Annotated in this window: 12 protein-coding genes; 4 read left to right on the top strand and 8 right to left on the bottom strand. The window is 56.4% G+C overall.

Features of this window, described 5'->3' with window-relative positions; genetic code table 11:
* Positions 1-287: 287 nt before the first annotated feature.
* The gene (gene sixA / locus CA54_RS22790) at positions 288-761 is read left to right on the top strand and encodes a phosphohistidine phosphatase SixA (protein WP_146373262.1); all 474 of its coding nucleotides are present in this window, start codon (positions 288-290) and stop codon (positions 759-761) included.
* 29 nt (positions 762-790) lie between these two features.
* Here the strand turns inward: sixA and leuD are convergent, their stop codons facing one another.
* The 8 genes from leuD to CA54_RS22750 form a co-directional block, all read right to left on the bottom strand.
* A complete protein-coding gene (leuD, locus tag CA54_RS22785; protein ID WP_146373261.1) occupies positions 791-1,381 on the bottom strand; it encodes a 3-isopropylmalate dehydratase small subunit in 591 nt (196 codons plus the stop codon).
* 74 nt (positions 1,382-1,455) lie between these two features.
* Complete coding sequence (leuC, locus tag CA54_RS22780) at positions 1,456-2,877, bottom strand: 3-isopropylmalate dehydratase large subunit (protein WP_146373260.1); 1,422 nt, start codon at positions 2,875-2,877, stop codon at positions 1,456-1,458.
* Between the two features lie 343 nt (positions 2,878-3,220).
* Positions 3,221-4,114, bottom strand: a complete 894-nt coding sequence (locus CA54_RS22775) for a phosphatidate cytidylyltransferase (protein ID WP_146373259.1) — start codon at positions 4,112-4,114, stop codon at positions 3,221-3,223.
* A gap of 121 nt (positions 4,115-4,235) precedes the next feature.
* A complete protein-coding gene (locus tag CA54_RS22770; RefSeq protein ID WP_231963164.1) occupies positions 4,236-5,009 on the bottom strand; it encodes an isoprenyl transferase in 774 nt (257 codons plus the stop codon).
* Between the two features lie 206 nt (positions 5,010-5,215).
* The gene (locus CA54_RS22765; protein ID WP_146373258.1) at positions 5,216-6,868 is read right to left on the bottom strand and encodes a formylmethanofuran dehydrogenase subunit A; all 1,653 of its coding nucleotides are present in this window, start codon (positions 6,866-6,868) and stop codon (positions 5,216-5,218) included.
* A gap of 74 nt (positions 6,869-6,942) precedes the next feature.
* On the bottom strand, positions 6,943-7,518 hold the full coding sequence (locus tag CA54_RS22760) for a Uma2 family endonuclease (protein WP_197532738.1): 576 nt from the start codon (positions 7,516-7,518) through the stop codon (positions 6,943-6,945).
* Positions 7,519-7,541: 23 nt separating this feature from the next.
* Entirely contained in the window at positions 7,542-8,876 is a 1,335-nt protein-coding gene (locus CA54_RS22755) for a formylmethanofuran dehydrogenase subunit B (protein WP_197532737.1), read from the bottom strand.
* A 298-nt stretch (positions 8,877-9,174) separates the two neighbouring features.
* Positions 9,175-9,516, bottom strand: coding sequence for a molybdopterin dinucleotide binding domain-containing protein (locus CA54_RS22750; protein WP_197532736.1), 342 nt, complete (start codon positions 9,514-9,516; stop codon positions 9,175-9,177).
* A 261-nt stretch (positions 9,517-9,777) separates the two neighbouring features.
* Between CA54_RS22750 and CA54_RS22745 the strand changes: the two genes are divergently transcribed.
* From CA54_RS22745 to pdxA, 3 genes are all read left to right on the top strand, one after another.
* Positions 9,778-11,253 carry an outer membrane protein assembly factor BamB family protein gene (locus CA54_RS22745; RefSeq protein WP_146373255.1) on the top strand — a complete coding sequence of 492 codons (1,476 nt, stop codon included), beginning with the start codon at positions 9,778-9,780 and terminating at the stop codon, positions 11,251-11,253.
* 62 nt (positions 11,254-11,315) lie between these two features.
* Complete coding sequence (locus CA54_RS22740) at positions 11,316-13,520, top strand: alpha-glucuronidase family glycosyl hydrolase (RefSeq protein WP_146373254.1); 2,205 nt, start codon at positions 11,316-11,318, stop codon at positions 13,518-13,520.
* On the top strand, positions 13,517-14,542 hold the full coding sequence (gene pdxA, locus CA54_RS22735; RefSeq protein ID WP_146373253.1) for a 4-hydroxythreonine-4-phosphate dehydrogenase PdxA: 1,026 nt from the start codon (positions 13,517-13,519) through the stop codon (positions 14,540-14,542). Before CA54_RS22740 ends, pdxA begins: the two co-directional genes overlap by 4 nt.
* Positions 14,543-14,695 lie beyond the last annotated feature (153 nt).

The following is a 14,695-nucleotide window of genomic DNA, read 5'->3' as shown; positions in this document are numbered from 1 at the left end:
GCTGGAAAAGCTGGGCCTGTACCGGCTTGTGACCATCCCTCTGTTTTCTAGCAATCACTCTTGGAAATAATACGTAAGAATTTGCTCGTGCGGAGGGGCAGCCAGATGGGGAAACCACATCCAGGCGAGCGTCTGACTTTTCGCCGGGCATTTTTTCATGCGCGTTCGGCGACGCTCCCGCCCGGCGAACTTCTTGACTTTGCTGCGGGGGGCAACATAGACTCAAGTCTCTGTGGCTTCCGAAATGGGGAGCTGATTTCCTCAAGCATTAAGCGAAGTCGCAATCGATGGACCTCTACATCATCCGGCACGGAATTGCCGCCGATATTGCCCCCAGTGACCGCGAGCGCCCGCTCACTCCACCCGGCAAAGAGCAAATGCGGCAAATGTCCGCCTGGCTAGCGAAACAGGGGACCGTTCCACAGAAGATCATCTCCAGCCCGCTCGTTCGTGCCGTACAAACTGCGGAAATTCTTCGCGACGGTGTCGGTCTGGATGCTGACGACTTGGTCATCAGCAATATCATGGCCCCGGGAGCCGACCCGCAAAAACTCTGCGAACTGCTCCAAAATACATCCGCCAAATCCGTAGCAATTGTGGGCCATGCCCCGGACGTGCAAGTCTACACATCCTTTTTCGCCGGTGGCGGCTGGCTAACCTTCGGCCGCGCAAACATCGCCAGCCTAGAAATCCACGGTTCCCCTTGCGCCGAGCACGGCGTCCTACGCTGGTTCGTCAGCCCACGCATGCTGGGATTTTGACCGCCGGACAATGAACCCTTCTCTCGCAATCACGCGAAGTTCGTCACGTAGGGCAACTGGCTCGCTGTGTCGCGGATTTGTGGTTCGCCTTCGAGCAGTTCGCCTAGGTAATCCCATTGCCCGGTGACCAGGGCGGTCCGCGTTCCTTCGTGCACGTGGCAATCGTGTTTGGTCTCGCCGTGCGTGACGGTCGATGTTTCCAGACAGACGGTCAGGTGCAAGGTGGGGTCGGCTTCGACGGCGGCATTGATTTGCTTCAATTGCTCCGGCGTCGCATGCACGCAGGGAATACCCAGAGCGGTGCAATTGCCGTGGAAAATCTCGGCGAACGATTCGGCGATGATTGCTTCAATCCCCCACCGCAGCAACGCTTGCGGGGCATGTTCGCGGGAGGATCCACAACCAAAGTTCCGCCCGGCGACGAGCACCTTGGCTTCTTGATGGTGGTCGCGGTCAAAGACGTGATCGCCATGTTGTTCGCGGTCATCCTTAAAGACATGATCACCCAAACCATCGAATGTGACGCAGCGCAAATAGCGGGCGGGGATGATGCGGTCGGTGTCGATATCGTCCAACAACAGCGGCATGCCGGGGCCGGTGACTTTTACAATTTTTTTCATGATCTCATCAGGATTCTGGAGGGTTATGCGACGGAGGGGCCGCAAGCTTGGGTAATAATCAGTGCCGTGGAACGCTAGACTCCGACCGGGGCGGCGACTTCGCGGACGTCGACCACTTCACCGGCGATCGCCGCAGCGGCAACCATGGCTGGGCTCATCAACAACGTTCGTCCGGTCGGGCTGCCTTGCCGACCTTTGAAGTTGCGGTTGCTGGAGGACGCACAGAGTTCGCGACCGGAGAGTTTGTCGGGATTCATTGCCAGGCACATGGAGCACCCCGCCGCCCGCCATTGAAAACCGGCCTCTTCGAAGATCTTGTCCAAACCTTCTTCTTCGGCCTGTTTGCGGACTTGTTGCGAACCGGGCACGATCAAAGCGCGAACGTGGTCAGCCACCTTGTGACCTTCCGCCACACGAGCCGCTTCACGTAGGTCCGAAATGCGGCCGTTGGTGCACGATCCGACAAAGGCGACGTCGATCTTCAAGCCTTTGATCGGTTGATGTTCTTCTAACTCCATAAACGTTAACGCTTCGCGGATGCCGGCCTGTTCCTGTTCCGAGAAACTATCGACGGAGCCGATTTCTTCGCTGACACCGACCGACTGACCAGGGTTGATACCCCAAGTGACCGTCGGTTCGATGTCGGCCGCGTCATAAACCACAACATCGTCGTACTGGGCGTCGGGACCGGATGCCAAGCTCAGCCAATACTCAGCCGCCTTTTCAAACGCAGCGCCCTGGGGAGCAAACGGACGGCCGCGGATATAGTCGACGGTCGTTTGGTCCGGATTGATGTAACCGCACCGGGCCCCCCCTTCGATGCTCATGTTGCAGACCGTCATCCGCTCTTCCATGGTCATCGTATCGAAGACCGTGCCGGCAAATTCATAGGCATAACCCACGCCGCCTTGCACGCCCAATTTGCGAATGATGTACAAAGCGACATCTTTGGCATACACGCCCGGTCCCAACTCGCCGTTCACCTCAACGCGACGGACTTTAGGGCGACTCATTGGCAATGTCTGCGAGGCCAACACCGCGGCAACTTGGCTGGTGCCGATGCCCATGGCGATCGAACCAAACGCCCCGTGCGTGCTTGTGTGGCTGTCGCCGCAAGCGATCGTCATCCCCGGTTGCGTGACACCCAATTCCGGGCCGACGATATGCACCACCCCCTGGCGATCATCGTTCAAATCGAGCAACGTGATGCCGAATTCGTCGCAGTTTTTTTCGATGGCGGTCATCATCTCTTCGGCCAATCCATCGGCAAACGGCCGGGATTGGATTTCGGTGGGGATGATGTGGTCGACTGTCGCCAACGTCCGTTCGGGATACATGACCTTCAAGCCCCGATCGCGGAGCATTTGGAACGCTTGGGGACTGGTCACTTCATGAATCAGGTGTTGCCCGATGAAAATTTGCGACTGGCCCGATGCCAATTCCCGGACAACATGGTTGTCCCAAACGCGATTGAACAGGTTTCGTGTATCACTCATAACAGGCTCGAATCAGTTGTTCAGCAAAATGGAGGTCAGGCAGCCGCCTGACGGGTTCGTTATATTTGACGCGGATTGGGCCATTGTGTCAGGCGGCTGCCTGACCTACGGATCAGCGATGCATCCCATCTCTGCGGGAGGGCGAAGCTTCTGCTGAGCCGCGCGCGACCAATTCAGCATGGCCAAGCAAATCGAGATCGCATGTGCAAGATAATTATCATAATAGCCAAGAAGCAGGGCAACTCAAGTGACGGTCCTGGATTACGGTTTCCCAGGGAGGCCATTTCGCCCTGGTGTTTCGCTCTGAAAATAAACAGGACAAGGGGCACGTAACACAGGTTCATTATGGCCCTAAAGGCAATAACAGCCAAAGGATATATGCCACCGGACCGGCGTAGAGAATGCTGTCCAGAATGTCCAACACGCCCCCGAAACCGGGGAGTAACACGGCGGAATCTTTGCGGCCGACATCCCGTTTGATCAGCGATTCGCACAGGTCTCCAATCAATCCCACCACCCCCAGAACCACCCCGAACAAAATCGCCCATTGCGGGGCGCACGGCTTGGTGCCGGGGATCAACAGTGGTGTTGCGAAGGTAAACCAGGCCCAGGAGGCAGCCCCCGCACCGAGAACCGCGCCGTAAGCACCCGCCCACGTCTTGCCGGGACTGAGGCGAGGAATCATCTTGCGCTTGCCGAACAAGCGTCCCAAGGTATAGGCCCCAATGTCACCTGATTTGGTGGCAATGATCAACGAACCCAACGCCAAATAACCGGCATCGGCCCCCGCCACCCACCGTAATTGCGCAGTCACGCTCAACAAGATACCGACATAGGCGACCGTGAGAACTTCGGCACCGAGTGATTCCATACTGTTGCCCGGTTCACGATACCGCAGGGCGGCATGTAAGAAGAGCGCTAATAAAGCGACGGTGAATGCCAACAGACACGGTCCTAGTGCTCCCACACCGGTCGGTGCGGACGATTCGTCTCCGGACAAACGCTCAACCCAGTTCGCGGCAACGACAATCACCGAGCAAGCGATCACGATCCCTGCATCGAGCCGAAAGCTGCGGGTTTTGAGCAAATCGACCATTTCCCATGATGAGCGCGCCGCCAGCGCGATGGCGAGTATGCACAAAAACGGTGCGGTCGGACCGAATTGGGCATCGAAGTAAAATCCGCCGATAAAGGCGGGGATCATGATCGCCGAGAGGAACAATCGCCAACCAAGCATGGATGAATTTCTTTGCGTGTGCGGTGAAAAAACAAACCCCCCGGCGGAGTCGGGGGCTGAGAGGTGGAATCAACAATTGCGTTTTTCCATCAGCCCCCGGCTTTGTCGGGGGATCGCGCCGTTACGGTGATGAAGTCGGCTCGTTCAACCCGCCGTAGCGGCGGTCGCGGCTGGCGAAATCGCGGATCGCCGTATGCAGGTCCGGTTCGCGAAAGTCGGGCCAGCATTTTTGTGTGACCCAAAATTCGGCGTAGCTGATTTGCCAGAGCAGAAAATTGCTAACCCGCATTTCCCCAGCGGTACGAATCACCAAGTCGGGATCGTCGCTGCCGGCGGTATAGAGATGTTCGTCGATGGTCGCCTCGGAGATATCCTCAACCGCAATTTTTCCCGCTTGCACGTCAGCGGCGATCTGTTTGACGGCATCGACAATTTCACCTCGGCTGCCGTAATTCAGCGCCAGGCAAAGTTTCATGCCGTCGTTGCTGCTGCTGAGGTCGATGGTTTTTTGTATCTCCGCCAGCACGCTGTCGGTCAGTCCATCACGACGGCCAATCGTGCCAAAGCGGATGTTCTGACGCATGATTTCGGCCCGCTCCTCGATCACAAATTGTTCCAGCAGCGTCATCAGCATGCTCAATTCGTGTTGGGGCCGTTTCCAGTTTTCGCTACTCAGACAATACAGCGTCAACTGCCCGATTCCTAACCGGGTGCACTCCTCGACGATTTTGCGGACGCTGGTCACGCCACGGCGATGGCCTTCGATACGAGGCAACCCTTTCCCCTGCGCCCAACGTCCGTTGCCATCCATAATGACGGCAATATGCTTGGGCAGCAGTTCTGCGGGAACCGGAGGGGAATCCGTCGTGGTGGGATGAGGGGATGCAACAGTCACAGGGATTCGCTTTGGTTAGTTGCGGTGCGGAACGGCGAAGTTTCCGCTGGACACGATACTTGCAGGCAGGTTTTGCGACGCCACACGGCTCAACGGGAGCTTCACCCACCCGTTCGAGGTGCCGTACGTCATCAAGGGTACATTTTCCTCTTTGCGTTGCAAAGTATCAATGCCGATTTCGTGAATTTTTCCCGTAAAAGTGACGTTTACTGTGTCGGGATGGCCCGTAAATGTTCGATTGTGTCCGCTTGGACCGGGTAATTCGCAAATTGGATCGTGTAATGTTGTTCGAACCATTTTTGGATGTTATCCACGGCATCCGGGTCGAACGACGGTGCCACGTGCAGGGTTTCGCCGTTGACGTTTTCGCGGATTTCCCCCTGTTCAACGATCACTCGACCGCGGCGAATGACGAAACGCGGCAATTCGAACATCAGTTGAATGTCGTTGTCGGGCGTATAAATCGTGATGTCGGCATCGGCGCCCGGTCCCAGATGGCCCTTTTGTGTCAGACCCAACATCTTGGCCGGCGCCGCTCGCGTGACGATGGCTATTTCGTTGAGTGTGTATTCCCGATCCAAATCAGCCAGCGAACATCGCTCCTTCACACCGGACGGAACCCGATCTAAGACCGAGCGGCGACGTTCGCGATCCATCAGCAGGGCGATGATTTCGGGATACGCCATGAATGAGGCGCCGTTGGGGTGGTCGGTGCTCATCGCTACCCGCCAGGGGTCGTTGACCAGCAGATACCATTCCAAGCCAATAGCCCATTGCAGCGCGTGCACCATCGATTTGTCTTTGTAGACGATCGGCACAATTCCACAGCCGGCTTCCATTTCGGTATCGCCGGAAAACCATTTGCGACCGGTCACCTTGTGCAGGAAATAACCCAACGGACCATCGCCGGTCATCGAGGTTGTTTCGGCAAACATCACTTGGCCGACGTCCACGGTAAGGTTTTCGTGGCTGTTGACGTAATCGGCCAATTGGGGGACCTGCGAACAAAAGGTGCTTTGCTCGTCGGGGTTGCCGCCATAACTGTGAAACTGGATGTGGGTGATATGCGCTTTGCGGCCTTCGAGCGCTTTCATCGTTTCCAATGTCGTCAACCAATTACCCGGCATACCGAGATTGTTGCAATGGATATGCACCGGGTGCGGCAGTCCCAATTCTCCGGCTGCGTGGGCCACGCCGGTAATGATTTGTCGCGGCGTGACATCAAAATAATCAATCGGATCGTCCAGCCCGGTGGCATTGCCGCCGGTCGATTTCCAAACCTCAACTCCACCCGGATTGACCAGCTTGCAGGAGTAACCTTTGGTCGCGTTGAGCAGCCAGGCGAGATAGTTTTTCAGTCGCTCCGGTTCCTTTTCCTGAATCTGCCGCATGACGTAATGGTTGTTGCCGACGAGGATGTAGAATCCCTTATCCAGGATCGGCGTATCGTGGAATTCCTCGTGCGCGTGCCGAGCACCCAGCGGGGGAATCGCAGCGTCGAAAGCGGTGGTGTAACCCAGCCCCGCGTATTTGTATCCAGTGGCAAATGTGCTGGGCACGCTGCCCATTGTGCCGGAACGCGTGAGCGGCGTGCGAGTCACTTTGTCGGCAAGCCGTTTTTCCTCAGGCCGCATTTTGCGAGCTACGTTCACCTTCGGCCCAGCAATGTGGCAATGCATGTCGACCCCACCGGGCATCACAACCAATCCCGAGGCATCAAGCGTGCGGTCCGGGATGATACTGGTGTCGGCAGGCGGCTCGATAAATCGACCGTCATCAATCCATAAATCACGGACCTCGCCGTCGATGTTGTTTAAAGGATCGTAAACCGTGCCGCCGCTGATTTTGAAAAGTGACATATAGCAAGAAACATCTGGTGTTAGAGGATCTGAGTCAAACGGATGGAAGGGCAGGGCAGCGGCGCAACCGGGAGTTAAATCATCCCTAGTAGCGGTATCTGCAGTCCAGGCAGTAAGGGGCTCGTGTAGTCATCAGTCTCTTGAAGCGTCGATTCGACAAACTTTTCACCGTCGCGCCGCAAGACCGTCACGCGATGTTCGAAGCGGTCGACAATGACGTATTCCTGAACGCCGGCTGTTTCGTAGTCATTGCGTTTGGCAACGTAATCACGATCATGCGCCGGGCGACCGGGACTAACAACTTCAAAAATGATGTCCGGAACGCGCGCAGGGATCTCTTCGCCCGGCGAATTCGCTAGTAAATAGATGGTAATGTCAGGATGACGATCCGTATCGTCGTCGATACGTAACCAAGATTCTTGAAATACGAACTCGACCACATCCGGCCGAGTGAGTTCATAAGCCCCGAGATACTTGCGAAAATGGTTGGTAATCACGTGATGATAATGACCGGGCGGTGGCAGCACGATGATTCTCTGTTGAGCGCGTTCGTATTTGCACGGAGGTTGGAAATCCGCTTCGGCGTATTCCTCGGCGGAGAGTTCCAGACCTGCGTCCGCATCAGTGATCAACAATTGTGGTTTGCTCACGGGATGACCTCCACACGCGGGACTTAGAGGGCCGCCAATTGCTTTTCGCGAATACGCGTCTCGATCGCCGTTAGAATCGTCTGGTCACTGCGATAGGGGGATTCGAATGCCGGTCGCAGGGGGATCGGGACATCATCCATGCGGTAGACCGTGCCGGGCGTGTTGATACCGTACGTCGCCGAAGTGAATGCCACCGTGGCGATTTTTGCCGTCTCACTCAGCTTCGGGTCGAGCACGACGGTGGGAATTTTTGAGAGGTGTTCCCGTGCCGGATTGCTGAAATTGGACATCGGATCCGAAGCAATGATCAAAGCCGCATCGGCTTCGCCGCGAGCGAGTGTGTCGGACGTCGTAAATTCGCCCGGATTAAAGCGCGGGTAACCGCGGTTGAGATTTACGCCGAAGGGATACCCGGTCGACCAGGCGACGATGTTGTCTGCGCCGGTCACATTGCCATGGCCGCGCAACGGCTTAGCGGCAAATCGGGTGTACTTGTTCATATCGCGGGCCAGGGCCAGGACCGCTTCGGTGTTGATGTGTTTGCCGCGCGTCATGGTCAGCCCCATGCCAAACATAATGACGCCGAATTTCGCCTCCTTCATTTTGGAGACCAGATCCTCCAACATGTCCAACGGAATACCGGTGATCTGTTCGATGTCCGGATCGACCTCCACACCGGCGGCGATACCACGCAGTGCCCAAGCGAGTTCGAAATCGCTCCGCGGCTTGAGCTGCAGATAGTAATCCATTGCTCTAGCAGTTTTAGTCTTGCGGACATCAATCAACACAGCTGTGCGGTCTTTGCGGCCGTTGGGGAGGAATTGTCCCTTGGGCATCAAGCTGTAACGTGTGAAGTGTCGCGGGTGCCCCTCGGCCGGATTGCAGCCCCAGAACAATACAAAATCGGCGCGGTTTTTGATCTCACCGAGTGAACAGGTAACCTCGCCGACTCCCTGAAAGGCCATTCCCGATGGCCCGTGGCAGACCGAAGTCGTCGTGTCGATCGTGCCGCCGATCCAGTCGGTGATGGCGATGGCCACGCGCTGTGCTTCGCTGGTCGTATCCGACAGGCCGTAGGTGATCGGATAGGTCGCGGCCAACAAAATGTCGGCGGCTTTTTCGACGGCTTCTTCGAAGGGGACCGGTTGGCCTGCGATGGTCGCTTCGGGGCTGTCTTCGATGTGGTGGTTGAAAAACCAAGACTTGCCTAGCACGCAGGCGTTTTTGGCTTTGGTAATCTTGTTGCCTTCCACCGTCAATTCCATGTCGTCGCAGACACAGCCGCAAAACGTACAGGTGGCATCCTTAACGATCTTCAACTCATCGGTCTTATCGACCGGCAATTCGGCAATACTCATGGGGATCGGTTCCCCCTTCAACAGGGCCGGAGCTATGCAGAAACCCCGGCAAACGAACATCCGCCCTCCTGAGGGCGCGGCCTTACGGCGGTGAATTGATATTTTACGTGATTCTGTTTTATTTCACCACGGTGGCACGGAGGACACGAAGGAAAAAGGCTGTAGGCTTTAGACTGTAGGCTATAGGGATGTTCGATTACTTATTTTCCTAAGGTCTACGGACTATAGCCTAAAGCCTCTTTTTCCCTCCGTGCCTCCGTGGTGAACCTCATTTTTCTTATCCTGGAAGTCAGCCAACTTAAGCCGGTTCTAAAAATACATCCAGCCCCTTACTGTCCGGCATGCCGCTGCCTTGGGTGTCGCCTCCCATCAGCGCGCTGGACCACATGCCGTAGCTGATGAACAACAGTCCCGGCGGCAGTTCGTCTCCTTTGCTGGTTTTGCAGGGGACCGTGACTTCGCCGATTTCATTCCACATACGGACCTGATCGCCATCGCTGAGGCCCAAACGCTGCATGTCCTGCTCACATATCTGCAGCGTGCTGATTTCTTCCAAGTAGCCGTCTGTATATTTGCCCTCGTTGAGCGTGGTTCCCTGTTTGCTGGTGCGTCCGGGGATCAGGATGAATTCTTCAGCCATAATTTTTTGCGGTATTCCGACCCTGATTCGTTGTGCCATCTTTATTACCAGTTTGATTTTCGCAGCCACGCTCGTCGAAATCAATCCACCTTCCGGTGGGATGGCGGCAATGACGTCCAATGTCCTTGAAACTTAGTAGCTTACGCCGCACATTACCGGCATTTGATTGCTTCGACCGTTTCCCACCGGTATCATCAATTCTCATACCAACGTCCGCAAACTCCGGCAAATTATCGAACCGGACTGACTCAGGAGATCGGAATGCCACGACCAGACCACCTCATGACACTGTTGGGCACAGCGGTGTTGTATCTCGGAATCGGTGTGACCTCACTGGCCACCGCAGGTGAAGCCGATGATTGGCGTCAGTTTCGGGGGCCAAATTGCAGCGGCGTCTCGCAATCCGATTTACCACTACCGACGCATTTTTCCGCCACGGAGAACGTCGTCTGGACGCATGAATTGGGAGACGGAGTCGCTTCAGCTGTGATCGCCGATGGCCGTTGTTATTGCACCGGCCTGTTGGGCGACACCGAAACCGAAGGCACGTTTGTGGTGTATTGCTTTGATGCGGCAACCGGCAAGCCGCATTGGCAGCGGGAATTCCCCACCGGCGATTTGCCGCGCATCACCCGCCCAAACAGCCATGCCTCCTCGACACCCGCCACTGATGGCGAACGCGTGTATGTCTATTTCTCTACGCTGGGACTCAAAGCACTCGACTGCCAAACGGGCAAAGACGTTTGGGAGGACGCGATTGAGCCGCCTAACTTCCTGCTGGGTTGGGGCGCAGCCGCTTCGCCCGTTTTGGTTGACGATCTGGTCATATTCGCCCAGGACGACGATCTCAATCCCTTCATCGCCGCCTATGAAGCCAAAACCGGCAGCGTGCGTTGGCGTAAGGAACGGCCCGAAATGCTGGGCGGTTATGCCGCTCCTGTGTTGTGCACCGCTGATGGCCGGACTGATATTGTCTTAGCTGGATCGGGGAAGCTCAAAGGTTACCGTCCGAGTGACGGCAAGGAACTTTGGAATTGCAATACGATGCTGCGGACCGTCATGACCTCTCCGGTTGTGGTGGATGACAGTATTTTTATCTCGATCCAAAGTTACGGCGACACCGATCGCCATCTCAAACCAGCGCTGTTGCAATGGAAAGATACCGACCAGGACGGCAAACTCAGCCGCGATGAGGTGCCGAAACCGTTTTGGAAAAAATTTGACAAAGGGGATAAGAACAAAGACCAGTTTTTGGTCGACACGGAAATCGATGCGGCGTTTCAATCGCCCGACAATATGGTCGGCGGCGGGCAGACCATTCAGTCGGTTCGCGGCGGTGGCACGGGAGACGTTACCGAAACCCACCTGCAGTGGAATCTCGACAACCGGTCGCCCTCGAATTTGTCCTCACCCTTGGCCGTCGATGGACGTGTGTATGTTGTTAAAAAGGGAGGCCTGTCAAGTTGCTTCAATGCCGACGATGGTTCCACTGTCTGGAAACTCAAACGCGTTCACAACTTCGGCGAGTATTATGCGTCACCGGTTTACGGCGATGGCAAGATTTATTTGACTGGCGAAAATGGTAAGGTTGCCGTCTTGGCAGCCGGTCCTAAGCTTAAATTTCTGGCCAAGAAAAACGACATGGGCGACAGCATTTTGGCGACCCCTTCGATCGCGGATGGCAAGCTGTTTTTTCGGACGCGGAATGGGATTGTTGTTGTGGGGAATGGTGAGTAGGCGAGAAAAAAGTGGCCGGTGGCCAGTGGTCAGTGGCTAGAATTATAAAGGGGGAGGTGGTTATGCGAAGTTGTTGGGTTTGGGGGATCGTGGCTGCGTGTTTGCTTTGTGGGGGCTCTTCGTTGGCTGTGGCGGCGCCGGCGGTTGAGGTGATTGTGGGGGCGGATGCTCCGCCGTTGGAACAATTGGCTGCGACGGAATGGGTGGCGCAGGTCCGTTCGCTGTTCGATGTTGAGGCCGCGATTGTTGAGAGTCCCTCGGGGAACAATCCTGTCGTGTTGATCGGCAGCCCGAAAACGAATTCCGCTGTGGCGGATGCGATGGGCGCCGATTGGCCCGAACTCAGCGATCAAGGGCATTTGCTCCGCAGCCTAAAACTGAAAGGGCAGGAGGCACTGGTGGTTGGCGGCGGCAGCCCGGTGGCGACTTTGTGGGCCGTTTATGAATTGGGGCGGCATTTCGGCATGCGGTATACGGCGCATGGCGACAAAATCCCGGCGGTCAAACCAAAACTTGATTTCACCAGCATCGACAAAACATTGGAGCCGCAACAACAGCAGCGGATATGGCGGACGGTCAATGACTTTCCCGTCGGTCCCGAATCGTGGGGCTTGGCGGAGCAAAAAACGATGCTCCAACAACTGGCCAAGCTGAAATACAATCGCATCATGATCAGCGTCTGGCCTTGGCAACCGTTTGTTGATTACGAATTCCGTGGCACGCGCAAACAGACGGCCACGCTGTTTTTCGATGAAACATTTCCGATCGATAGCGAAACTCCGGGACGCACAGCCCTGGACCGGTCGCCGGTTTTTACCAATCCCGATTTCGCCGCTGCGATAACCTATGAAGAAAAAACCGCCGCCGGTAAAAAACTGCTGACGGGAATCATTGATGAAGCGCATCGTCTGGGCATGACGGTCGGCCTGAGTATTTCGCCACTGGAATTCCCCAAAGAATTTGCCGCTGTCTTGCCCGATGCACCCAAGCCACACGGTTTAGGAAATCTGGTCATCGGTCCCGGTCCGAAACAAACGCCCGATGATCCGCTGTTTCGCGAATTGGTCCGCACCAAAATTCGCGCCTATGTCGAGACGTATCCCACGATCGATCACATGTATTTCACCATGCCCGAGTTTCCGAATTGGAAGGCGCCGGCGAAAACGTCATGGGAGCGGTTGGATAAAAAATTGGGCCTGGACAATGTGATTGACTACGACGCTGTGGTTCAAGCGGCCCGTGAACGTCAGACTGTGGCGAATGGCGACCGTGGCGAATCAGCGGTGCAGGGCAATATCACGACACTCGACTTTCTGCACAACCTCGATCCCGACGGCACGATGCTCAAAACGCCTGAGGGGCGGCAGATCGGCGGCGTACTTACGGCGCTCGATCCGGCGCTGTTTCCCATCGCCGACAAATTAGTGCCGGAATACATCGAGCTACTGCATTTCGTGGACTATACCGCTCGCCGTGTGGTGCAGAACAAAGAGTTGTTGGCTGGGCTTCCCGAATCGGCGGCGAAGCGGAGCATGATCATTCTCACGTTGGCTGATGACAACGTCGGCGTTTTACCGCAATTGGCGACCTCTGACATTCATGCTCTGCTCAACGAAACTCAAAAGCTCGGTTGGGCTGGTTTTTCCACGCGGTATTGGATGGTGGGCGACTTGGACCCCACGCTCAACTACCTGGCGCTGGCTGCGTTTGATTCCAGCGTGACTCCCCAGCAAGCCAACGTCGAATTGATTGACGGGATTTGTGGCCCCGGGGTTGCGCAACGGATGACGTTGGCCTTTGATGCCATCGAAAAGGCGACGGCGATCATCGATGAGCACGATCTCGGTTTTGCATTTCCCGTGCCCGGCATGGTCATGAAGCATTACGCGTCCGGCCCGGTTCCCGCTTGGTGGGAGGAAGCGAACGCGGCATATAACGAGGCGATGGTCGAAATGTATCGCAGCCAAACCCGCGCGGGCAAAGCGGGCCGGAATTACATTTTGTATCACGCCAAACGCCACGAGTTCGCCGTCACCTACTTTGCCGCCATCACCGCACTCCGCGCCGCCGCGCAGGCCAAAAAAGATGGGGATAACGAATTGGCGATCGAAGAACTCGAAAAGGCACTCGAAGCCATCTACAACGCCACACACTGCATCAGCGAAGTCGCGGCTTCGAATAGTGATCGCGGCTTGATCGCTGTGATGGGTGCCTATGGTTTTCGGCCGGTCTCTCAGGAATACGAACGCATTGAGGCGGACGAATGAGGGCGGATCGGCCGCGCGTGGCGCTCACCATGGGGGACGTTGCCGGCATTGGACCGGAGGTCTGCGCACGTGCCTGTGTCGACCCCCAAATCCTCGCAGCCGTCAATCCAATCGTGTTCGGTCATCCCGACGTGCTCGAACGTGCTGTGCAGTTGTTGCAATTGCGGCGCGCGGTCCAACCCATCGAGCAACTCGGTGATGCCGAGACCACCGACGATACGATTGCCTGCTACAACCCCGGCAGCAAAGATGTTGTTGATGTCGCGCCGGCCACCGTCGATGCCCGCGCGGGCCGAGCGGCGTATGACTACTTGGTTGCGGCTACCCATGCGGCCCTAAATCATGAGATCGATGCGATCGTCACCGCTCCACTGAACAAAGCGGCGCTTCGAGCCGCTGGGCTCAATTATCCGGGACACACGGAGATTCTTGCCCAAGAGTGCGGTGTGCGCGATTTCGGCATGATGCTCTACATGCCGCCGGGCGAAAATGTGTTATCGCCCCATGGTTTGGGCGTCGTGCATGTCACGCTGCACACGTCGATCCGCAGTGTCCCCGATTTATTGACCACGACGACGATCCGCGAAAAAATCGGCTTGATGCAGCAGTTCATGCAAACGATGGGCTGCGATCCACCCCGCTTGGCCGTCTGCGCCCTCAATCCGCATGCCGGGGAGGAAGGGCTGTTCGGGGATGAAGAAGCCGGCATCATCGCCCCCGCTGTCGTTGCAGCGGTCGCCGACGGACGAAACGTCACCGGTCCGCTGCCGGCTGATACATTGATGCAGCGCGCCTGTCGCGGAGAATTCGACGGCGTGATCGCTATGTATCACGATCAAGGGCACATTGCCTTGAAGATGCTCGGCTTTGAAAGCGCGGTCAATGTTACACTCGGCCTACCGATCATTCGCACCAGTCCCAGCCACGGCACTGCCTTCGATATTGCCTGGAAAGGGACAGCCCGTATGGACGGCATGCAACAGGCGGTCCGCGTGGCAGCAATGCTATCCCGCGGCGACTGACGATGACCGCTGGCAATAATTCTTTGCATTCGCCTGCTTAACAGCGGTAGAATCGAATGAACAGCTGGCCGGACGTCGAGTCCGTTGTCGTCTTCTGGCAAGGTCGAAACCATTCGGCCCCTACCGCTGCGGGCTATCACAACCATCATTTCA

Origin of the sequence: Symmachiella macrocystis, from assembly GCF_007860075.1 — a bacterium.
Classification (GTDB): Bacteria; Planctomycetota; Planctomycetia; order Planctomycetales; family Planctomycetaceae; genus Symmachiella; species Symmachiella macrocystis.
Note: the sequence above shows the minus strand (reverse complement) of the source record. Positions and strands in the feature narration are given on the sequence as shown.

Excerpts from the sequence above, each read along its gene's own strand:
- CA54_RS22750 (WP_197532736.1), bottom strand. The coding sequence starts at position 9,516 with ATGGCTGAAGAATTCATCCTGATCCCCGGACGCACCAGCAAACAGGGA.
- sixA (WP_146373262.1), top strand. The coding sequence starts at position 288 with ATGGACCTCTACATCATCCGGCACGGAATTGCCGCCGATATTGCCCCC.
- CA54_RS22745 (WP_146373255.1), top strand. The coding sequence starts at position 9,778 with ATGCCACGACCAGACCACCTCATGACACTGTTGGGCACAGCGGTGTTG.
- CA54_RS22765 (WP_146373258.1), bottom strand. The coding sequence starts at position 6,868 with ATGTCACTTTTCAAAATCAGCGGCGGCACGGTTTACGATCCTTTAAAC.
- CA54_RS22740 (WP_146373254.1), top strand. The coding sequence starts at position 11,316 with ATGCGAAGTTGTTGGGTTTGGGGGATCGTGGCTGCGTGTTTGCTTTGT.
- CA54_RS22755 (WP_197532737.1), bottom strand. The coding sequence starts at position 8,876 with ATGAGTATTGCCGAATTGCCGGTCGATAAGACCGATGAGTTGAAGATC.
- pdxA (WP_146373253.1), top strand. The coding sequence starts at position 13,517 with ATGAGGGCGGATCGGCCGCGCGTGGCGCTCACCATGGGGGACGTTGCC.
- leuC (WP_146373260.1), bottom strand. The coding sequence starts at position 2,877 with ATGAGTGATACACGAAACCTGTTCAATCGCGTTTGGGACAACCATGTT.
- leuD (WP_146373261.1), bottom strand. The coding sequence starts at position 1,381 with ATGAAAAAAATTGTAAAAGTCACCGGCCCCGGCATGCCGCTGTTGTTG.
- CA54_RS22775 (WP_146373259.1), bottom strand. The coding sequence starts at position 4,114 with ATGCTTGGTTGGCGATTGTTCCTCTCGGCGATCATGATCCCCGCCTTT.